The organism is Brevibacillus sp. RS1.1 (assembly GCF_013284365.1).
Taxonomy (GTDB): Bacteria; Bacillota; Bacilli; order Brevibacillales; family Brevibacillaceae; genus Brevibacillus; species Brevibacillus brevis_D.
In genome coordinates this window covers 732533-752810 of record NZ_JABSVA010000003.1, presented here as the reverse complement: position 1 = coordinate 752810, position 20278 = coordinate 732533, and the positions used below count along the sequence as shown (strand labels likewise).

Here is a 20278-nt window from a genome sequence, read left to right as displayed (position 1 = left end):
CTGATGCCCTCCTTGCGTACAGAGCTACAAGTATTGTACGGAAGAAGAGATGTGGTTGACACGAAAGGCTTTACTTAGTAGGGGAAGGTAGAGGGTGCCAATTCATCTCGCGTAAAAAATGACTCAGCTCTGTAAACTTGGCGATGCGTTCCTCACGTGTAAAAGATGCGTTAGCCCCACTGGTAGACGGGACGACAAACACATAGCTGCCAGACCAATCTTCTGTTCCAAAGTACCTGATTGGTTGCAGTCCAAGTGAAATTGCCTCTTTCTTTTGGTCAGTCGCGTGACGAAAAGCAGTAATACCGTTAAAACAAATGACACGAGGCCGGTAAGTCTGGATCATTTGGACGAACAGCTCTGTACCTGCGGCGTAATCCTCGTTGCGTAGGTCTGTTGCGGAGCGGGTAGGACGTGAGACCAGATCGGTAATGCCATAGTTGTAGTCTAAGAGGGTAGCCGTTTCCTCTGGCAAGAGCTTGTGAGGTGTCAGGCCGCCTTCGTACAATCCGCGCCAAAACAGGTTGGCTGGATTGGCGTAGTGGAAACCCGTTGTAGCCGATATACGTCCTGGATTGATACCGCAAAATAAAACCGCCAAATCACGGCGAATGTACGTGGGCAACCATTTTTCTGTGAACTCGACCAAAGCGAACCCCTCCTGTTTACCACATTGTAGCACATCAGTGAGCGCTTTCAGAAAGAAGCAAAAAAAGCTGCCGGACTCGGCAGCTTCAAGCTATATAGGCTCAAGGATTGGATCTTATAACTGGGGAAGCGGATACGGCAGCACTTGCTGTGGCTCATTGAACGTGAATTGCTCCATTTCATTCCGGACGTATCTTTTCGTCTCGAATGGAACGACTTCTTGTTCTTCATTCCCCCACAACCAATTCGACAGCATTTGTATCATAAGGATACCCTCCACTTTGTGGAAATGTTTTACATGTTCATCATACTCCAGTTGAGGGCAGTTTTGGTTGGGCAGGTGTGAATAAGGCGTGAAGAAATGGTGGATAGAAAGTGAACAAAAATGAAGCGATTTCACAGGACTTCGCAAAAAAGCGAAAAGAAATCCGCCTGTACGAGCGGACTCTTTTCGCTTTTTTGCCATGTCATTTCTATGGATTGGTGGACCAAAGTCCAGCAGATTTCACAAAAATACGTTTGTTCAGCTTCAGCTGGCTAACCACGAACTCAGCAATATCCTCAGGCTGCATCGTCTTCTCAGGATTTCCGTCTGTCAGACCCAAGTCCAAAGCCAAATCGGTAGCTACCGTGCTCGGCGTCAGCGCCGTGACTCGGATGTTGTGTTTGCGTACTTCAAGAGCCAAAGACTCTGTCAGACCAAGAACGCCGAACTTGGATGCGCTGTATGCACTGGTAAGAGGAGCACCTTTTTGTCCTGCCGTGGAAGAAATGTTGATAATGTCACCGGCGTTTTGCTCCATCATGCCTGGAAGCACCGCGCGAGTCACGTAATAAACACCCATCAGGTTAACTTGGATGATTTGCTCCCATTCGCTTGTTTCCAGGTCCATGAACTTGCCGAATTTGGCAACGCCCGCATTATTGATCAGAATATCAATCTGACCCAGTTCATTTTTGATAGAAGCAACAGCTGTTGTGACAGCATCGTAATTGGATACGTCTGCGGTCGCAATTGCTACCTTGACGCCATATGCTTCTACTTCCTTGGCGACCTGCTTTAGATTTTCTTCAGAGCGAGCCAAGAGACCGAGATGCACGCCTTCCTTTGCCAGGGCGATCGCAATTGCGCGGCCAATACCTTTACCTGCACCCGTAATGAATGCGGTTTTTCCTTTTAGTTCGATAGCCAAACGAAAAACACTCCTTTTTCAAGACAATAGGAATCTCATGTATATTGTGCAGTGTACTAGCATTTATCCCCGGAGGGAAGGATGCACTTTTATGTACGTAGGTTACGAAAGGTAACTATATAAATGAAAATGTCCTCCCTGAGTAGGGAGAACATCGGATAGTAAGGGTGGAACTGCTTACAGCTTGTATACGTCTGTGTATTTTTTCTCGAGATAATTCATCAAGTAAGTCGCATTTGTACCTTCGCCTGTAATCGCTTGAACGAGTTCACGAGGGCTCTTCATTTTACCGTACTGATGGATTTTTTCCTTGAGCCACTCACGGATCGGCGCGAAATCGCCTTTTGCGATCAGGTCTTCGTAACCGTTAATCTCATTTTCCATAACGTGGACGAATTGTGCCGCATACACATTACCCAGCGAGTAAGTCGGGAAGTAACCGATCATTCCACCTGACCAGTGAACATCCTGAAGCACACCCAATGCATCTGTCGGTGGCTCAACACCCAAGTATTCTTTCATTTTTTCGTTCCAGATTTTTGGCAGATCAGCCACTTGAATGGTTTGGTTGATCAAGCCCTTCTCGATTTCGTAGCGGATCATGACATGCAGGTTGTACGTCAACTCATCTGCCTCTGTCCGGATAAAGGAAGGAGTAACAGCGTTAACCGCACGATGCAGGTCTTCTACAGATACGCCTTCGAACTGGGTAGGGAACGCTTTTTGCAGGTCCGCGAAAAAATGATTCCAGAATGGCAGACTGCGTCCGACCATGTTTTCCCAGTAACGGGATTGAGACTCGTGAATCCCCATGGAGGTACCATCGCACAGAGGCGTGAACAGCAGGTCTGGATTGATGTTCTGCTCGTACATCGCGTGGCCAGCCTCGTGAATACAACTAAAGAGCGCAGAATTGAAGTCATTTTCAGCGTAGCGTGTTGTAATGCGGACATCTCCAGGGTTGAAGGTGGTGCAGAACGGATGCGCACTGCGATCCATGCGGCCAGACTTGAAGTCGTATCCGATTTTCTCGAGGATATAACGGCTGAATGCTTCCTGGTCTGCCACTGGGAAGTTTTTCGTCAAGAAGGAGGTGTCTGGCTTGTTCGGAGAGTCTGCGATCGCTTTTACCAGCTTGACGGTTTTCTCACGCAAGGTGGCGAAGATTGGATCGAGCTGATCGACAGTCATGCCAGGCTCGTACATGTCCAAGAGGGTGTTGTACTTGTTTTTGCCGTCATTCCCCCAATATTCAATGAACTCGAGCTGGAAGTTCACGATTTTCTCCAGGTATGGCTGGAACATGGAAAAGTCGTTGTTGGCACGAGCTTCTTCCCATACCGTTTCTGCCTTGGCGGTCAGTACAACGTACTCCTGATGTCTGTCAGCAGGAATTTTCTTGTTACGGTCAAATTCCTTTTTGCATTCCAGCACACTGTGACGGGTAATTTCATCCAATGTTTCGAGGACAGATGGCTCACTCAGCTCTGCCAAAAGCGCTTCCATTTCTTTAGACGTCGCCAGCTTGAATTGCTCGCCAGCCAAAGTCCCGATGATTTCGGAGCGGGCATCCATTCCATTGCGAGGCGCTTGTGTAGCCTTGTCCCAATAAAGAACGTTCAGTGCTTGCGTGTAGCTGGTTATTTTCTTCACATAGTCACGGAATTCTGCCGCACGTGTTTCTACAGTCGTTGACATAGGGTTCCTCCCATAAATTTTTCATGTTCTGGTAATGGATAGGTAAGTCATGCAGTCAAAAAATTTTTACTACTGAATATTATATCGGTTTAACGAAAAATTACTAGGTGGATGCGGCAAGCATTTGTCGGTATAATCGTAGAGGAAACGAATGTGTTACTTATTTGCGATGACAGGAGAATGAAGATGAGTCAATCCAATCCCCAATGGGAAAATGAGATAGCAAAACGCCGTACCTTCGCCATCATCTCCCACCCGGATGCGGGTAAAACGACAATGACGGAAAAGCTGCTCTACTACGGCGGAGCCATCCGTGAAGCAGGGGTGGTCAAGGGGCGCAAAAATTCCAAGCATGCCACCTCCGACTGGATGGAGATCGAGAAAAAGCGTGGAATCTCCGTTACGTCTAGTGCGATGGATTTCGAATACAACGGACACCACATCAACATTTTGGATACACCTGGTCACCAAGACTTCAGTGAAGATACGTACCGCACGCTGACGGCTGCTGACGCTGCTGTGATGATTATCGACGTAGCAAAAGGGGTAGAGGCGCAGACGATCAAGCTGTTCAAGGTCTGTCGCATGCGTGGTATTCCGATCTTTACGTTCGTGAACAAGCTGGACCGCCACGGTAAAGATCCATTCGAGCTCTTGGAAGAAATTGAGCGCGTATTGGGTATTCGTTCTTATCCGATGAACTGGCCGATTGGGATGGGAAGCTATTTCAGCGGCGTATTTGACCGTATGAAGTCCCGTGTCGAGCTGTACCAAAACAATACACAGCACGAAGAGATTTCCTTTTTCCCTGTAGAGGGAGCAGAAGATCCATTGATCGGTGATCGTGTCGGTCAAGAACTGTGGCAGCAATTGCAGGACGAAATCTCGCTGCTGGATGTTGCGGGAGATGAATACGATCCGGAACTGATCAACAAAGGGCAACTGACGCCTGTTTTCTTCGGAAGTGCCATCAATAACTTCGGTGTACAAACATTCCTGGATAACTTCCTGCAAATGGCGCCAGCACCTTCTGCGAAGAAGAGTACAGAAGGCTTGATTGATCCGTATACGAATGCGTTTTCCGGCTTCATCTTTAAAATCCAAGCCAATATGAACCCAGCTCACCGAGATCGGATCGCTTTCTTGCGTATTTGCTCCGGCAAGTTTGAGCGGGGGATGGCAGTCAAGCACGTCCGTCTTGGCAAAGACATCAAATTGGCGCAGCCGGTACAGTTTATGGCACAGGACCGCGAAATAGTCGATGAATCGTTCGCGGGAGATGTCATCGGTCTTTTCGACCCGGGCATTTTCCAGATCGGCGATACACTTTGCGTCGGAAAATCGTTTGAGTACGAAGAAATGCCGCACTTCTCGCCGGAGTTTTTCTCCAAGGTGATGGTGAAGGACGCGATGAAGCACAAGCAATTCCAAAAAGGGATCATGCAGTTGACCGAGGAAGGGACAGTGCAGTTATTCCGTACCCATCCGATGGAAGAGCTGATTCTTGGTGTCGTAGGTGTGCTGCAGTTCGAGGTACTGGAATACCGTTTGAAAGCCGAGTACGGGGTAGACATCATGCTGACTCGTATGCCGTATCAAATCGCTCGCTGGCTCGAAGGGGAGAAAGCAGACCTCGATGCTGTGAAGAACCGAACCGTTTCTGACCGTTATGGCCGTCCGGTTATGCTGTTTGAGAGCGAGTACCAGCTGCGTGTCGCGATGGATAAGTACTCGAATATCAAGTTCCACGACAGTTCACTTGGTTTGAAATCCGTACATTCTTAATTAAAAATGGAATGACAGGGCCTCCCGATCACGGTGAGGCCCTTTTTGTCCCTCCTGAGGAGGCAAATGTAGTAGTTTGGCTCAGGAGACGCAGTTAGAACTCGATTTCAAAAAACCTGACCGCCTCCGTAGCATTTGGAAGGGTGATCATCCCTTTTTCTTGCAGACCGATTTTCTTTAGAAGATTGGCAGAAGATGCATTATCGGGGTTGGTGATTGCTACGATACGCTTTAAGCCGAAAACTTCTTTTCCGTGGGCAAGAACGGCAGAGGCTGCCTCATAGGCGTAGCCTTTGCTCCAGTATGCGGGTAGTAAGGCAAAGCCGATATCGACATCCTCCAACGAATCTCTCTTGATCAGCCCACATAAACCAATCGGAACATTTCCTTCCTTCAGCTCTATCAAATACAGGCCAAAGCCATGCTTTTCATACATCGCGACAGCGCCATTCAAAATAAAGTTGCGGGCGTCTTCCGTCGTACGAAGACCACGATCGCCAATAAAACGGATCCAAGAAGGCTCATTCATCAGTTTCAAGACAAAATCAGCGTCTTCGGCAGTTTGCCAGCGGAGGATGAGACGATCTGTTTCCAGCACTTTCAAAGAAACGACACCAGCCTTTGCTTTTATCATTTATCCGATAATTTGCAGCTCTTTAGGAAAGGACGTCAATACTTCTACGCCTTCCTTCGTGACGAGCACATTGTCTTCAATGCGGATGCCACCGATCTGCGTGTTATAAATGCCCGGTTCAATCGTGAAAACCATGCCTGGGATGAGCTCTCCTGCTGCTTGGCTGTGAACGTAAGGCGCTTCATGGAGCTCCAGTCCGATTCCGTGCCCGACACGATTGATAAAAAATTCTCCATAGCCCCGGTCCGCAATGACAGCTCGTGCAGCTAGGTCAACATCTGCGATCGGAGCCCCTGGCCGAACGGCCTGTATCCCGGCCCGATTCGCTTGCAAGACCGTATCGTACATGTCCAGCAATTCTGCACCCAGTTGACCGACAGCAAAAGTACGAGTCAGGTCCGATACATACCCATCAACATACACGCCTGCGTCAATCAACAAAACTTCTCCCGCTTGAATCACACGTTCTCCTGGGTCACCATGGGGCAGTGCTGCTTTTTCTCCAGCCAGCACAATCGTTGAAAAGGAAGGGCCTTGTGCTTTTAGCTTCTTCATCTGGTATTCTAGCTCTGCGACGACGTCCAGTTCCGTCATCCCTATGGATATCAGCGGAAGCGTACGGCGTAGAGATTCCTCCATGACCCAAATAGCCCGCTTGATCGTAGCGATTTCAGATGCATCCTTGGCAACGCGTATACTGCATAGCAAGTCACCGACATCCACTGCTTCTGTAACGTTCACGATCGATACGAGTGCCTCGTATGTTTTCGCTGTCAAATGGTTCTTCTCTACACCAATGTGAGAGAGGGAAGCTGGCAGCAAATGCTTCAGCACGGTTAGCGCATCCTGTGAATCGTCATACGTGTAAATCATAATGGCGGGACAAGCCTCCCGTGCTTTGTCAGCGTCCAGCAGTGGAACGAAGAGGAAGGGGGACTCGCCTCTCACTAAGACAAGGCCCATAAAACGTTCATGTGGCTCTGTCAAAAATCCGGTAAAATAGTACACATTTTTGGGATGCGTAATCAGCAATGCGTCCAGTTTCCTGCTTTCCATATACGCGTGCAGCTTTTCCAGTCTTTCTTGCATCCAGATCACCCTTTTTTATTGGTAGACATGCGGATGAGACACGTTGCGTTAGGTTCTAAAAATGACAGGTGTCAAAACGGACAGGATCTCGGCTTCTTCAACAGTGGAAGGATTGTACCACGTATGTAGGAGAGAGGAAGGGAAGTGGATCGTGTCTCCTTGCTCGAGATGGTATTCGGTTTCGTCGACGACGATGGTGACACATCCTTTTACGACGTAGTAAAACTCTTCACCGGGATGCTGAAAGGCGACATGCTTCGTCTGTCCGGGTGGTAATACGTTGAGGAGGGGCTCGAGTGCCCTGTCGGGGAAATTCCCACCGATTCGAATGTACTTTACCGGTGACCCTTCAATCTGCAACGTTTTACGCTTTGCAATGGGCGTGTGGTACGTGACATCTTTGTCTACTTCAAAGAAGTACGTAATGGGGACACCCAGGCATTCCGCAACTTTTTGCAGGGAAGTAATCGCGAGCGAGCTGTTGCCGCGCTCTACTTGTGATAAAAAGCTGACGGAGAACCCTGATTTCTCACTTAAATCCTTTAAAGTAAGCTCCTGCTGGATACGAAGTGCTCGTATTTTTTTGTAAACGTGCTCCAAAAAGTCACCTCCTGCTCAAAAAGTAATTACGGTATTACAGTAAATATTACGGTAATACAAAAATAAATGCTACATTTATTCCGAATCTTCCTTCTTCTTTTTGTATCCTACTTGTACCATTCCCTTCATATACTGGGACAAAGACAGGCCGTTTGAGAGGAAGGGAATGCTTTGAGGGCTCTCTTGTTAGTGGTTTTGTTTCTTGTTGCCTTTGACATGCACGCGCAGACGCCTCTTCTTGCGCCGTATTTAAACGTATTGGGTGTATCCGCTGCGATGATCGGCTTTGTGCTCGGCGGTTATGCGATCAGCAATTTGACAGGAAACCTGCTCGCTGGCCCTTTTCTTGATCGCTATCCGAAAAAATGGTTTATCGCAGGTGGATTGATTTTGGCTGGCGTGATGCTGATTGGTCAAGGCATCGTGCAAAATACTGCGGGCTTCTTTACCTTTCGGCTGATGCTCGGGTTTTTGATGGCGTTTGTATCTCCTGCTTGTTCTGCTTTGCTCGGAGAAACAGGGAAGACGGCACTTGAGCAGGGCGAGATCATGGGGAAAAAGGGATTGGTCCTTACCGCGGCAGGTATCGTATCCCCGGCAGTCGGTAGCTTTTTGGCGGTGCAGTTTGGCTATGGCCAATCATTTGTGATTCTCGGCTACATGATGATGATTGCTGGCGTTTTCGCTTGGATGATGCTACCCGAAAGAATAGAGGGAAGCACGTCGTCAACGCCACGAAGCAACGGTGAGGGCAAGCAGAGCCTAACTACCATCCTGGAAAATCGAATGCTATATCCTGCGTTTCTTGGGGGATTTGCGATCATTTACGCACAAGGAACGATCATCTATGAGGTGCCTTTGCTCATTCAAAAACAAGGGATGTCCCCCGCCGTTACTGGCATATTGTTCAGCTTGAAAGGGTTGGGGGCGCTTGCGATTTTGTGCCAGTTTTGGCTGCATCGGGTCCCCGTTGAGACGAGAACGTTTGCTGGATTGGGTGTACTCAGCCTTCTTCTGTACGCTCTGGCAATCGGGCTGGCTATTCCGATTCACGTCATGATGTTTTTCTTCGGTGCGTGCTTTGGGATGCTGTTCCCAGCTTTCGCGACCATTTTGACGGTACATACACCGAGAGAGCAATACGGTAGCGTGTTTAGTATTTACTCAGCGATATTGTCGATCGGAGCGGTATTGAGCCCAGTATTGGCAGGCTTGCTGGGGAATTGGCACCATTCCTACTTCATTGCGTTTTTTGTAACCGCGGGTGTCTGCCTGATCGGGGGCCTGCATCGATTCTTGTTAAGCGGGGTTCCACGCTAAGAGGATAAGGACTTTCTGCTTAGAGAGCAGGGGGTCTTTTTTTGTTTCCATAAAACAAAAAGTTGAGCATTTTGCCATAATCCGCTATAATACCCATTGTGATTATGATAATTATTCTCAATTGAAATGCATTCGAGTTGGCAATTTTTTGCTGCCTGAAGGCATGACGCAGATGGAGGAACGAACCGATGAAGAAAACAGCCAAACTTTCGATAGCCAGTGTCGTATTGGCAAGCCTCGTTACAATCGTGAGTGCTTGCTCTGGCCAGCCGAACGCTGCGAGTCCAGAGACACAAGCGAGCAACAGCCAGACCGCGACACCAGCGGCTGAAGCCCCACGGGTACTGAAGGATGCGATGGGAAATGAAGTAACAGTCCCAGCTCAACCGCAGCGCGTGATTGCTTCTTATCTGGAGGATCATTTAGTAGCATTGGGAGTGAAGCCAGTTGCACAATGGTCAGTAGGGAACAGCCAGGTACAAGGCTACCTGCAAAAAGAGCTGGGGGGTATTCCAGCGATTCCTTATGATCTGCCGCCAGAGGTCGTGATGAGTCACAGCCCTGACCTGATTATTTTGGAAAGCGCGACCCTAATCGAAGGCGACAAGTATAGCCAGTACTCGAAAATCGCTCCTACTTACACCATTGGAAAAGAAAAGAACAGCGATTGGCGTAAAGAGCTCCTGACTGTAGGAGAAGTCCTCAACAAGGGGGAAGAAGCAAAGAAAGTGCTGGCGGATTACGAGAAATTTGCAGCGGAGTCCAAGCAAAAGCTGCAGAAAGCGATTGGGGAAAAATCAGCGGCAGCACTGTGGATGACGGGGAAAAATGTGTACGTAGCACGTCAGGACTTGTCTAGCGGTGATGTGCTTTACAAGGACCTCGGCTTTAAGGTTCCTGCCATCGTTCAGGAAATCTCCAAGTCAGGAGATGCAAACTGGAACGCGATTTCCATGGAGAAATTGGCTGAACTCGATGCCGAGTATTTGTTTATCGTAAACAGTAATCCGACTGCTGTGGAACAGCTTCAAAAGGATCCAGTATGGACGAATATCCCTGCTGTGAAGAATGGCAATGCGTATACGTTTGCGAAAGATTCCAGCTGGCTTTACACAGGCGTCATTGCCAATCGTCAAATGATTGAGAATGTACTCAGCAACGTTATTAAATAAAGAAGAGAAAGCCTATCCACCCCTTGACGTTTCGTACGAAAGAGTGGATAGGCTTTTTATATGTGTTTCTTGCTATCTTGGGATTGGGATCTTCTGGATTTTACATGCTTCAACTCTGCCACGATAATAAAGCTCACGATGACGAGCAAAAACCACGAGCTGATTTTACTGAGATGCACGAGCTCCCAGCCTGCTCTTTGATTCGGATAATTCCAAGCGCCAAGAAACGTCGCTATATTTTCCGCAATCCAAATGAAAAAACCGATCAAAAAGTAACCAAGAGGGATGGGCATGAAAAGCCGCTCGTTCGCGACGGTAAAATAAACACGTGTTTTCCAGAAGACAATGAAAATAGCTGCCATCAGAACCCAACGCAAATCCCCAATATAATGATGGGTGAAAAAGTTCAGATAGATCATTGCGCCCAAAATGGTGGCGATAATCTGATTCGGCCAGCCAGAGAGAGAAACCTCTAGGCGACGCCACGCTTGACATAAGTAGCTCGCGACACTAGCGTACATAAACCCACTGTACAGAGGAACGCCAAACACCTTGCTGTACGCATCCTCTGGATAGCTCCAAGATCCCATATGTACCTTGAATATTTCCAAGCACAGCCCGATCACGTGAAAGACTGTGATGACCTTCAATTCGTCCCGAGACTCCAAGCCGCTTTTCACCATGAAAATCTGGAAGAGCAGGCAGAGCAACAGCAGGAGGTCATACCTTGGCAAACCATGAATGGTGACGAATTTGGACAAGGCGAGCGAACCAAAAATAAAGACCGGAAACAAGCAAGACATGGCTTCTTGATAGCCAAAATGAAGCAATAGACGCATATATCGTATCATTTGTCTGTCCTTTACGTTTACGAAAGTAGTTTCAGAGGGCTAATCCGCAAGCACAAACCGCACAAGTCTATTAATAGCGGAAGGCAGCACGCTTACGTGGCCCTCATCTTCGAATTTGATGTAGCTCACTTGAACACCTTTGGTAGCGAGTGGTTCCATACGCTCGACGACCCGTTGTGCACCCTCGACCATGAAGGTGAGCTCATCGCCGCCAACAATGACAAGCAGCCTTATTTCATGATCGCCTTTCCATTCGGCGATGAAGCGTTCCTGCTCTCTCAATACTTCGTCATTGCCCCACCAGACGGAAGGGCTGCCTGAAACGACGTGTGAGAAAAGCTTCGGGCGCGAGAACATCGTATACAGGGTGAAATGACCGCCCAAGGAATGGCCGAAAATCGCCTGTTTATTCGGATTTACCTGCCATTCGGAAGAAATAGCTGGCAGCAGCTGCTGTTCAAGGAAATCGAGGAACAAATCAGCTCCACCATGCTCGGGCCAAGGCTGCCCATTCGGTCGGTCAGGAAGTGTAGCTACGTCCACAGGCATGGTCAGATCGTAACAACGGCGGTCCATGTCAAATGGTAGTCGTGAGGGATAGCCAATTCCTACAACAATGGCTGGGTTGTAGCCCTTGGGCTTGCGGGTTTGCAACTTTACTGTCTCGGCAATTGTTCCGAACATCGCATCGCCATCCACGGCATAAATAACCGCATACCCCTCAGGAGGGGCCTCAGCTTCCGGAATCGCAATCATAATCCGATAGTCACGACCATGGCTTGATTGCAGTGTCCACTCCACACAATTATGAGGGGAGTAGCTGTTTTTCTCTATCATTCTCATTTTGCAATCAATCCTTTCACATCGTCAATGACTTTCCTATGTGCGATTAGGCCACCACTTAACCAGTGATCTCCCTCTACTTTAAACGTACGACCGTTCTTCACTGCCTGCATGCTTTTCCAAACAGGACTCTCTGTTAATTCTTTCTCGAACGCATCCCCCGTACCAGCGTCGTTGATCAGGAAAATATAATCCGCATCCAGATCGGGTAAGCTCTCTAGTGATAAATTGATGTCACCGCCCGATACAACCTGGCTCGGCAAAAAGCCTAGTTCATTGGTAAGGACATATCCACTGAAGAAATCGTACTTGATGAAGAACATCCCTCTGCCATTGAAGCGAATAATCGCTGCTTTTTTGCCTTGGATATGAGGGGCCAGCTCCTTTTTGGCTGCCTCGACATGCTCCTTATATGTCTGCAAAGCTTTTTCAGCTTCCGTCGATTTGCCCAACAGATCGCCAATCACTCGTACGGAAGAATCAAGATCAGCATTTGCTTGCTTGAATACATACGTCGGCGCAATCATCTTATATTTATCGTACACGCCGCTCTCGATATGGTTGGCATTGTGCAAGAGGATGAGGTCTGGTTCATGGGCCATAACCGCTTCCGGCTCTGGAGGCAATCCGCCTGTGAAGGCAATGGACGGCACATCTTTTAGTTGATCTTGCAAATACATTTTCGGTCTTGAGCCAGATGACCACTGCACGACCGGAGCAACGCCCAGTGCGACCAAAGTATCTTCCAGATTGGGAGCGAATATTTTGGCAGGTGCGGCAGGTAATGTCACCTCGTTACCCATTTCATCTTTTAGTACCCGCGGGTAGGCAGGCTGATCAGAAGAGCTCTTTGCCGATCCTGCGACATTCCCAGTCGCGGACGAATCGACCTTCTGCGCTACTGCCTCACTGTTTGCATGGTTCCCGCAGCCTGCTGCCAGTCCCGCAACGAGCATCGTCGTGGTCAGCATCAGCGCAAGGCTAGTTTTCTTTGTCATAAAAGTGGAATCCCCTCTCGGTGATAATGTTTCTCACTGGGAAACATTATAATTCACCCAAGAAAGGGGCTCCATGGACAACACCTTGAATGGCATTTGGACTTTTCCCCGTTATCATCAGCATGATCTCATCCAGCATTCGGTTCATGGCAACCGGTGAATACTCGTACCACGGGTTGGAGGGCAAGGAGTAGAGATAGCCATGTTGAACAGCGCGAAGTCCTCTCCAAAGCGGATGATGCTGGAGAGTCAGCCAGCTTAGGCGTGTCGACTCATCCAGACAAACGAACAACAGGATTCGCTCCGGGTCATAGCTTGCGAGCTGTTCGAGCGTGATTGGCCGATTGCAAGGTTCCGTTTCCTGTTCCACAAGAGAAAGCTGCAAATCATCGCATAGAAGCTCCTTCATTCCCTTGTTGTTGTAGAGATGGATGCCATCCCGATAGAGTCGAATGATCGCAAATTTATCTTGCTTGAGCACGGATTGCAGATCTGCGCGAACGGTAGCCGCTTTTGCTTCATAAAAAGCGATCCAGGAGTCACAAGCTGCTTCTTTGCCCGTGTAGCTGGCAACTTCACGTAATTGCTCTCTCCAGCCAGAAGATTGGAGAGTGAAGACGTCTATGCCATGTGCGGACAAGCGTTGACTGTTAGTCTCGGGAAGCTCTATGTGGCTAATGACAACATCCGGCTTGGCAGAAAGAAGCGTGATTTCTTGATTGTCATCGTTCCACGGTGTTTCGATTGCTTTTAAATGAACCGCGATCTGTTGCTGATACTGCTGATAGTAATAGGGGGTCCACTTCGCATCCAGGGGAGCAGCGACTGGTATTATCCCTAGTACGACTAGATGTCCCAGCAGGGAAGGGGAGTAGACGGCAACTTTGCGCTGGGATGCTCTTTCATACGCGGAAGGGGATACACCCACTTCCTTCTTGAACTTCCGACTAAAGTAAAACTCATCGCTATACCCGATTGTTTTCGCAATATCCCGCAGCTTCATATCTGTCTCGCGTAACAATCGCTTGGCATGATTGATACGCAGACTCGTAACGTAGTCCATGACACTTTGTCCGTAAGCCTTCTTGAACGAATCGCCAAAATAGCTCGGACTCAAGTTCGCCATCGCTGCCAACGTAGTTACGTTTAACGGACGATCGAAGTTACAGATCATATATGAGCGAACCTCGCTGAGTGACATTTGGCGACTAGGCTCGTATTCTTCGTTATGCTTCATGAATCCATCCACCTTTTCAGGCACGTGTACACGTTTTTGATAATGATAATTATTATCTATGAATGGTGACGAAAATGATAGAGGAAGAAAAAAATAAGGCGACCGCTCCCCAGTATCGTAGGGAAGCGATCGCCGCCATTCCAATTATGGAATTACTCTTCGCCGGTAGCTACCGGATTATCCGGATACGAGCTCCAGTCACTCCAACTACCCAAATACAATTTCACATCGGTTCGACCAGCAGCATGGAAAGCGAGCAAATTAGAGCAAGCCGTCACGCCTGAACCGCAATAGACGATCAATTCTTTATCAGCGTAAGGAGCGAGACGCTTTTGCAGCTCGTCTGTCGGAAGCATCGTCTGATCAGCGCCGAGGTTGTCCTTGTAAAAGAAATTGTGCGCCCCGGGGATGTGACCTGCTTTTGCGTCGATCGGCTCGTTCTCGCCGCGGTAGCGTTCTGGCGCACGAGAATCGAGCAATACAGTGTGCTCGCTGCGCTTTTTGACACCTTCCATGTCAACCAGCATGTCGTGACGGACATGGGGGACGAACTGACGAGCTTGTACAGTAGGTACTTCTGCTGTTACCTCATAGCCAGCCTTTTTCCAAGCAGCGTATCCGCCGTCAAGTACAGCTACCCGATCATGACCAAGATATCGCAGCAGCCACCATAGCCGTCCTGCCATTGCCATTTCCTGATCATCGTAGGCGATGACAGTGGTGTTGGCATCGATTCCCGCATTTGAAAAATGGGCAGCCAGCAGATCCGTATCTGGTAGAGGATGACGTCCACCATGCTCGCTTTTGGAGCCAGAAAGGTCACGGTTTAGATGAAAGTAGAGGGCTCCCGGGATGTGATCGTTCTCGTATTCCTCTGCACCTGCTTCAGAAGCACTTAAAGCAAAACGACAATCGACGATCACCAAATTTTCATCATTCAGATGATCCTTGAGCCATTGAGGTGTGACAAGTGCTTGCATGAATCTCCCTACTTTCTCTTTTTTCCTTCATCATAGCAGATGGCAATCCAATCAGGTACAATAATTACGGTATTGTGGTTAGGAGAGAGGAGGAGAGAGATGAAGCGTTTCATTCGCTATTTTTTTGAGGGGTTATTGTTTGTTATTCCTTTGGCAGTGACGCTTTATATTTTGTATTGGATTTTCACGACCGTGGACAACTGGTTCTATCTGCTGGTCCATAGGTGGTTTAATCTCCAAATTCCAGGACTGGGTGTCCTCTTGACCATACTTGGCATCACGATTATCGGTTTCCTTGCATCCAACGTTCTGACACGCGGAGTGCTTTCGCTCGTATCCACCATCTTCGAGAAAGTGCCGTTTATCAAACTCATTTATACGTCCATCAAGGATTTGATCGGAGCGTTTGTAGGGGAGAAGAAGAGTTTTGACAAGCCGGTGCTCGTGACGCTATCCAAGGATGGAAATGCAAAGGCCATTGGGTTTATTACAAAGGAAAGCCTCGATTCTTTCGGTCTCACAGACCACGTAGCAGTCTATCTGCCGCAGTCGTACAATTTTGCAGGAAATCTCCTGTTGTTTCCGAGTGATCAGGTACAGCTTCTCGATACGGAAAGCTCAGAAGTCATGGCATTTCTGGTATCAGGTGGGGTATCCGGAGGGCAGCAAAACGTAACTAAAAAAAGTAGCGATGCTTAAAATCATACAAACCTCCAACCCCACTGAGCTTGTGGTTTTGGAGGTTTGTTGCAAGACACCCAAACGAATTGGAGTGCCTTCTCATTCTATTAACGTTAGCTACTAAAAAATGAACTATGGCTGGAATATTTGCGACGATAGTGACGATGCCCGTATGTTCGATGTCCCGTCTTCCATGAGGGCCGATGTCGGTAATCACTGCTGCTGTATTTGTGATAGCCACGTCCGGTCATTTTCCATAAGAACCGGGCGCCTTTCTTAAAGAGGACCGCCACGATGACAATCGCAACGATCAAAATAACGAAACCGATTCCCAAAATCGTGAGTAGGACTGACATCCACATCTTCTCCTTGCCAAAAAGGTCTTACCATTTTCTACGGACGACTCCACAGGGAGTTTCAATTATCCCTCGGCATTCAAATATTTCTCATAGGGCGTATAATCGATTTCTTTGGATTTCAGGTGGGCGATGAGCCATTTGTGGTCACGCTTGGGGGTTGCTACGATGTACCCCTTTACAATCAAATCTATTGTAATGGTGGTTGCTTTCTCTTCCAACGCGATCTGGCCGATTTTCGCTGCGATGGATCGTCTTGCAACATCACGAAACAACTGTGGCACAGGATCAACCAGTTCATTGAGCAAGGTCAGACCCTCATCTGTCCAGAGCGCACGTGTCTGATCAATGTAATGGTCCTGCCAATCCAAGTCAGATTTTCCGTCTTGCTTGGGCATGGACTTGAGAAATTTGCGGAACATGAAATACCCGCCAATCGCCATCAGACTTACAAGAACAATGGTCCAGCCAACGATAAACAGGGAAAACCCTGTAGACATTTCACCCATACCTTGTACACCTCATTACCAATATCCATTCATTAGTAAAAATTGTACCTTATTTTGGTTCGGGCAACAAACTTTTTGTGCGTTTTCCTATCCTTGGGGGTTTGCTCTTCCCAAGAACACATACAATTTAGTATGATTAGAATTAATCTTTATTGGGAGTTGACGCTCATGTTCAAGCTTGGACAACGCGTCGTCATTGTTGCCGACTCCTTCGAGCAAGGTTTGCCTTTGGGTGAATACGGTTACCTGATTGCTCGTGACCGCAATCCAGACAGCGCATTTTCTTGGGTTTTACGCATTCCAAAAATTGATAAGCATATCGCCGTTGTAGAAGAGGATATCGCCTTGGAGGAGCAATTGCTGGAAGAAGAAGCTAATCGCATCTCGCATGAGGCATTACTTGACTTTGCATTGGCGACAAGGAACGAAGCACTGTTTCGACAACTGATGGGCATGGAAGATGCAGAAGAGGCAAATGACGAACCCGCGAAGGAATCAATGGAGGAATTTATCCGTAAAGTAAATATCAAAGCATGGATCTAATTGGCGATACAAGCATTTGAAACTTTTGTGAGGAAATGAAAGCGAGGCTGTTTCATGTCTGAATTTGTGACGTTTACCAATGAGTTTGGTCAAACCATCGATATGTCCCGAGAGGATTACCAGAAAAAAATAATTCCGCAAAATCTGGATAAGTACTGGGATGAAAAAGATAAGCTTCGCGATTTTGCGATGGAGTTGGTGAAGGGTCAATTTCACGAGCAAGCGGCTGTTGCTGCCGACAGGCTTCTCGAATTATACGGGCCAATTGAGTCTGCTCTCATTTTCCGTGCAGTCGTTCATATGCAGGCGAGAGAGTTTGAAAGCGCTAAAAAAATCCTGACAGATTGTCTGGAACGATTCCCGTCATCGGGTACGGCTTGCACCAATTTGGCAAAAATCTTCGCGTTTGAGGGAGATGAGCCAAAAGCGTTCGAGACCCTACATACAGGTTTGCACAAAGACCCGAATCAAGAAAATGGCTTGAACATGTTTGTCGAGAGCTTCATGCAAAGAGGGAAAAAGGATGAGCTGAAAGGGCAACTGGAGGCGCTGGCAAGTAAAGAAGGCGCTTGGAGACCACAGCTTCAACTGGCTCGTATTGCCGTGACGGAGGAGGACCTCCTGAATGCGATGAAGTGGTACACGGTAGCGATTGAAGGAGCGAAGGACCGCTTTGAGGTCGTGATGACTGTGACTGGAGAATTGGGACAAGCAGGATATGTCTATCAATTGATTCAGATTTGTGAAAAGTTCTGGACGCCTCACTTCCCGTATCCGTATGCGGGCTTCAACTATGCCAACGCTCTGTTGGCGACCGATCAAATGGAAAAGGCAATTGACATCCTTCGAAACATGCAAGAGCATTTGCCAGATAACTACAAGCCAATGATCGACCACTTCCTGAATCGGGTACCTGGAGCACTCGAAGTGGAAGCAGCCACCAAACAGAAAGTCGTCGAGAGCCAAATGGACGATCCGATGACGAAAAAGAGCAAGTGGAAGTTTTGGAAGTAAGTGGATAGATAGAGCGCCCGGCATTTCGCTGTCGGGCGTTTTTCTGTAAGAAGGGGGACTGTGCTTTGCTGCATCATCTGGAAGTGTATGTGTCCAATCTGGCGCGCTCCAAAGATTTTTGGGGTTGGTTGCTGGAGGGTGAGCTGGGTTATACGCGGTATCAGGAATGGGCCAGCGGGGTAAGTTGGAAACAGAATGGCACCTATCTGGTATTCGTCCAGGCAGAAGAGCGATTCCTCGACATTCCGTATCACCGATGTCGAGTCGGTTTGAATCATCTGGCATTTTACGCACGGGATCGAGAACATGTGGAAAAGCTGCGGGAGGAAGCTGCTCGTCGTGGAATCTCCTTACTTTATCAGGAGCGGCATCCCCATGCTGGAGGAGAAGGACATTATGCTTTGTTTTTCGAGGACCCAGATAGAATAAAGGTCGAGATCGTGGCTCCCTAACCTCCTTTGAACATATTAGTCCATGAAAAAACGGTGCAATCATCCCCGGTTGATGGTTGGCACCGTTTTTTAGAAGCCATCTATTTGAACTGGCTGGTGAGCCGCCGCTCTATATAGGCTACGCCTTGATACATCAGGGTAGCGATGACCGCGATAATGGCTAAGCTCATCATGACCAGGGTGAAATTAAACACTTGGAAGCCGTATATGATCAAATACCCCAAGCCTTGCTGGGATACGAGAAACTCTCCGACGATAACACCTACCCACGAAAGGCCGACATTCACCTTCAGTGTTGCGAGAAGGGTTGGGATGGTAGCGGGCAAAATGACGAGCGTGAAAATTTGACGTTTGCTCCCTCCGAGTGTTTGCACGACTTTGACGTAATTTTGATTGACTTCCTTGAAGCTGGTGTAGACGTTGATCGTGGTGATAATAACCGAGATCGCGCATCCCATGGCTATGACGGAGAGCAAACCTGGACCAAAGCCGACGATGAAAACCGGACCGAGCGCTACCTTTGGCATACTATTGGCTATGACCAGGTAAGGCTCTAGTACGCGGGAGAGAAAAGGGGACCACCATATAATCGTAGCCATGACGGTTCCTAGAATCGTTCCTAAAAGAAAGCCGATAATCGTTTCCCATACGGTTAAGCCGACATGCGGGAGAAGACTGCCATCTTGCAGCTGCAACCAAAATTGAGCCCAAATTTTGGTGGGATAGCTGAAGATGAGCGCATTAATGGTATTGGTTCGAGCCAATAGCTCCCATAAGCCGAGAAATACGAGAAAGAGGAACAGTTGTGTGGCAAAGACGGAAAAGCTCATTCGCTTTTCTAGCTGCAAGTAGCGGCGGTGGACGGATTCAATTTCCTTTGGCTGCATCAGACACTACCTCCATCTCTTTCCACACGCGATGGAACAAGTCTTGGAATCCATCATGATTTCTGGCGTCGAATGGCAGAGCATCCCGGATGGGACTGGGTACGACAATTTCGCTGTTGATGCGTCCTGGGTTGCGTGAAAAGATATAGACGCGATCGCCCATCGCGATCGATTCAGAGAGATCATGTGTCACAAGGACTGCCGTTTTTTTATGCCGACGCAGTGTTGAAAAGATCAAGTCTTCGAGCTTGAGTTTCGTCTGGTAGTCCAATGCCGAAAATGGTTCGTCAAGCAACAGCACATCAGGTTGACAGGCGAGTGTTCGGACGAGGGCAACCCGTTGCCGCATGCCACCCGACAGCTGCAAGGGAGAGGATTTGCGCACATCGGACAGCTCCATTTCATCCAGCAGATGCAGGGCGTACTCTTCTGTTTCCTTGGTACGAATGCCTTGGATATCGAGTCCGAGAAACACGTTGTCTTCGATGGAGCGCCAGTTGAACAAATAATCTTGCTGGAGCATGTAGCCAACTTGCCTGGACGTTCCGTTGACTTTTCTTCCGTCGATCCATACCTTGCCTGCTGTCGGCTTCTCAAGCCCTGCAATGAGGGAGAGCAGCGTCGTCTTTCCGCAACCGCTGGGACCAACCAGACAAATGAATTCGCCTTCCTCCACGCGCAGGTTAATGTCTTGGACCGCCATGAACGCCCTGGTCGTGGATAAATAAAGATGGGTCACGTGGCCGAGTTCTATTTTTGCCGGCGTAGAAGAAATCTGCTTCATAAGG

At 48.3% G+C, this 20278-nt stretch carries 23 protein-coding genes; 7 read left to right on the top strand and 16 right to left on the bottom strand.

The features are described from left to right. Nucleotides 1–70: 70 nt before the first annotated feature. The 4 genes from HP570_RS14090 to HP570_RS14075 all read right to left on the bottom strand — a co-directional run bounded on the left by HP570_RS14090 (nucleotide 71) and on the right by HP570_RS14075 (nucleotide 3539). Nucleotides 71–649, bottom strand: a complete 579-nt coding sequence (locus HP570_RS14090; protein WP_173626097.1) for a mismatch-specific DNA-glycosylase — start codon at nucleotides 647–649, stop codon at nucleotides 71–73. A 114-nt stretch (nucleotides 650–763) separates the two neighbouring features. Beyond that, complete coding sequence (locus HP570_RS14085; RefSeq protein WP_016739809.1) at nucleotides 764–913, bottom strand: hypothetical protein; 150 nt, start codon at nucleotides 911–913, stop codon at nucleotides 764–766. Between the two features lie 208 nt (nucleotides 914–1121). Then, nucleotides 1122–1841, bottom strand: a complete 720-nt coding sequence (locus HP570_RS14080) for a 3-ketoacyl-ACP reductase (RefSeq protein WP_064199809.1) — start codon at nucleotides 1839–1841, stop codon at nucleotides 1122–1124. A 177-nt stretch (nucleotides 1842–2018) separates the two neighbouring features. Then, complete coding sequence (locus tag HP570_RS14075; RefSeq protein WP_173626096.1) at nucleotides 2019–3539, bottom strand: carboxypeptidase M32; 1521 nt, start codon at nucleotides 3537–3539, stop codon at nucleotides 2019–2021. Between the two features lie 186 nt (nucleotides 3540–3725). On the opposite strand from HP570_RS14075, the gene HP570_RS14070 reads away from it, so the two are divergent. Beyond that, nucleotides 3726–5324: a peptide chain release factor 3 gene (locus tag HP570_RS14070; RefSeq protein WP_142496290.1), complete on the top strand. Its 1599-nt coding sequence runs from the start codon at nucleotides 3726–3728 to the stop codon at nucleotides 5322–5324. A 94-nt stretch (nucleotides 5325–5418) separates the two neighbouring features. Here the strand turns inward: HP570_RS14070 and HP570_RS14065 are convergent, their stop codons facing one another. The 3 genes from HP570_RS14065 to HP570_RS14055 are packed head-to-tail and all read right to left on the bottom strand — an operon-like array spanning nucleotide 5419 to nucleotide 7647. After that, entirely contained in the window at nucleotides 5419–5958 is a 540-nt protein-coding gene (locus HP570_RS14065) for a GNAT family N-acetyltransferase (RefSeq protein WP_012685915.1), read from the bottom strand. Continuing rightward, complete coding sequence (locus HP570_RS14060) at nucleotides 5959–7047, bottom strand: M24 family metallopeptidase (RefSeq protein WP_173626095.1); 1089 nt, start codon at nucleotides 7045–7047, stop codon at nucleotides 5959–5961. Nucleotides 7048–7095: 48 nt separating this feature from the next. After that, the gene (locus HP570_RS14055) at nucleotides 7096–7647 is read right to left on the bottom strand and encodes a helix-turn-helix domain-containing protein (RefSeq protein ID WP_173626094.1); all 552 of its coding nucleotides are present in this window, start codon (nucleotides 7645–7647) and stop codon (nucleotides 7096–7098) included. Between the two features lie 171 nt (nucleotides 7648–7818). On the opposite strand from HP570_RS14055, the gene HP570_RS14050 reads away from it, so the two are divergent. Both HP570_RS14050 and HP570_RS14045 read left to right on the top strand, forming a co-directional pair. Beyond that, entirely contained in the window at nucleotides 7819–8967 is a 1149-nt protein-coding gene (locus HP570_RS14050) for an MFS transporter (RefSeq protein WP_173626093.1), read from the top strand. A gap of 188 nt (nucleotides 8968–9155) precedes the next feature. Further along, entirely contained in the window at nucleotides 9156–10139 is a 984-nt protein-coding gene (locus HP570_RS14045) for an ABC transporter substrate-binding protein (RefSeq protein WP_173626092.1), read from the top strand. Nucleotides 10140–10195: 56 nt separating this feature from the next. Here HP570_RS14045 and HP570_RS14040 read toward each other — a convergent pair whose 3' ends face one another. The 5 genes from HP570_RS14040 to HP570_RS14020 form a co-directional block, all read right to left on the bottom strand. Beyond that, nucleotides 10196–10990 carry a DUF817 domain-containing protein gene (locus HP570_RS14040; RefSeq protein WP_173626091.1) on the bottom strand — a complete coding sequence of 265 codons (795 nt, stop codon included), beginning with the start codon at nucleotides 10988–10990 and terminating at the stop codon, nucleotides 10196–10198. A gap of 39 nt (nucleotides 10991–11029) precedes the next feature. Continuing rightward, nucleotides 11030–11833, bottom strand: a complete 804-nt coding sequence (locus HP570_RS14035; RefSeq protein ID WP_173626090.1) for an alpha/beta hydrolase — start codon at nucleotides 11831–11833, stop codon at nucleotides 11030–11032. Beyond that, entirely contained in the window at nucleotides 11830–12831 is a 1002-nt protein-coding gene (locus tag HP570_RS14030; protein ID WP_173626089.1) for an ABC transporter substrate-binding protein, read from the bottom strand. The genes HP570_RS14035 and HP570_RS14030 overlap by 4 nt, the downstream gene beginning before the upstream one ends. 46 nt (nucleotides 12832–12877) lie before the next feature. After that, nucleotides 12878–14068, bottom strand: a complete 1191-nt coding sequence (locus HP570_RS14025) for a helix-turn-helix domain-containing protein (RefSeq protein WP_173626088.1) — start codon at nucleotides 14066–14068, stop codon at nucleotides 12878–12880. Between the two features lie 152 nt (nucleotides 14069–14220). Beyond that, nucleotides 14221–15048 (bottom strand): sulfurtransferase, encoded by an 828-nt coding sequence (locus HP570_RS14020; RefSeq protein ID WP_173626087.1) that lies wholly within the window; start codon nucleotides 15046–15048, stop codon nucleotides 14221–14223. A 99-nt stretch (nucleotides 15049–15147) separates the two neighbouring features. Between HP570_RS14020 and HP570_RS14015 the strand changes: the two genes are divergently transcribed. Continuing rightward, on the top strand, nucleotides 15148–15747 hold the full coding sequence (locus HP570_RS14015) for a DUF502 domain-containing protein (protein ID WP_173626086.1): 600 nt from the start codon (nucleotides 15148–15150) through the stop codon (nucleotides 15745–15747). A 95-nt stretch (nucleotides 15748–15842) separates the two neighbouring features. Here HP570_RS14015 and HP570_RS14010 read toward each other — a convergent pair whose 3' ends face one another. After that, nucleotides 15843–16085 (bottom strand): hypothetical protein, encoded by a 243-nt coding sequence (locus tag HP570_RS14010; protein WP_173626085.1) that lies wholly within the window; start codon nucleotides 16083–16085, stop codon nucleotides 15843–15845. Nucleotides 16086–16150: 65 nt separating this feature from the next. Continuing rightward, complete coding sequence (locus tag HP570_RS14005) at nucleotides 16151–16594, bottom strand: DUF2621 domain-containing protein (protein ID WP_173626084.1); 444 nt, start codon at nucleotides 16592–16594, stop codon at nucleotides 16151–16153. 168 nt (nucleotides 16595–16762) lie between these two features. Here HP570_RS14005 and HP570_RS14000 point away from each other — a divergent pair, with 168 nt between their 5' ends. From HP570_RS14000 to HP570_RS13990, 3 genes are all read left to right on the top strand, one after another. Further along, complete coding sequence (locus HP570_RS14000; RefSeq protein ID WP_012685928.1) at nucleotides 16763–17137, top strand: hypothetical protein; 375 nt, start codon at nucleotides 16763–16765, stop codon at nucleotides 17135–17137. Nucleotides 17138–17191: 54 nt separating this feature from the next. Continuing rightward, a complete protein-coding gene (locus tag HP570_RS13995) occupies nucleotides 17192–18151 on the top strand; it encodes a tetratricopeptide repeat protein (protein ID WP_173626083.1) in 960 nt (319 codons plus the stop codon). Between the two features lie 65 nt (nucleotides 18152–18216). Next, entirely contained in the window at nucleotides 18217–18603 is a 387-nt protein-coding gene (locus HP570_RS13990; protein ID WP_064199823.1) for a VOC family protein, read from the top strand. 80 nt (nucleotides 18604–18683) lie between these two features. Here HP570_RS13990 and HP570_RS13985 read toward each other — a convergent pair whose 3' ends face one another. Both HP570_RS13985 and HP570_RS13980 read right to left on the bottom strand, forming a co-directional pair. Next, nucleotides 18684–19490, bottom strand: coding sequence for an ABC transporter permease (locus tag HP570_RS13985; RefSeq protein ID WP_012685931.1), 807 nt, complete (start codon nucleotides 19488–19490; stop codon nucleotides 18684–18686). Continuing rightward, a complete protein-coding gene (locus HP570_RS13980; RefSeq protein ID WP_173626082.1) occupies nucleotides 19471–20274 on the bottom strand; it encodes an ABC transporter ATP-binding protein in 804 nt (267 codons plus the stop codon). Before HP570_RS13980 ends, HP570_RS13985 begins: the two co-directional genes overlap by 20 nt. Nucleotides 20275–20278 lie beyond the last annotated feature (4 nt).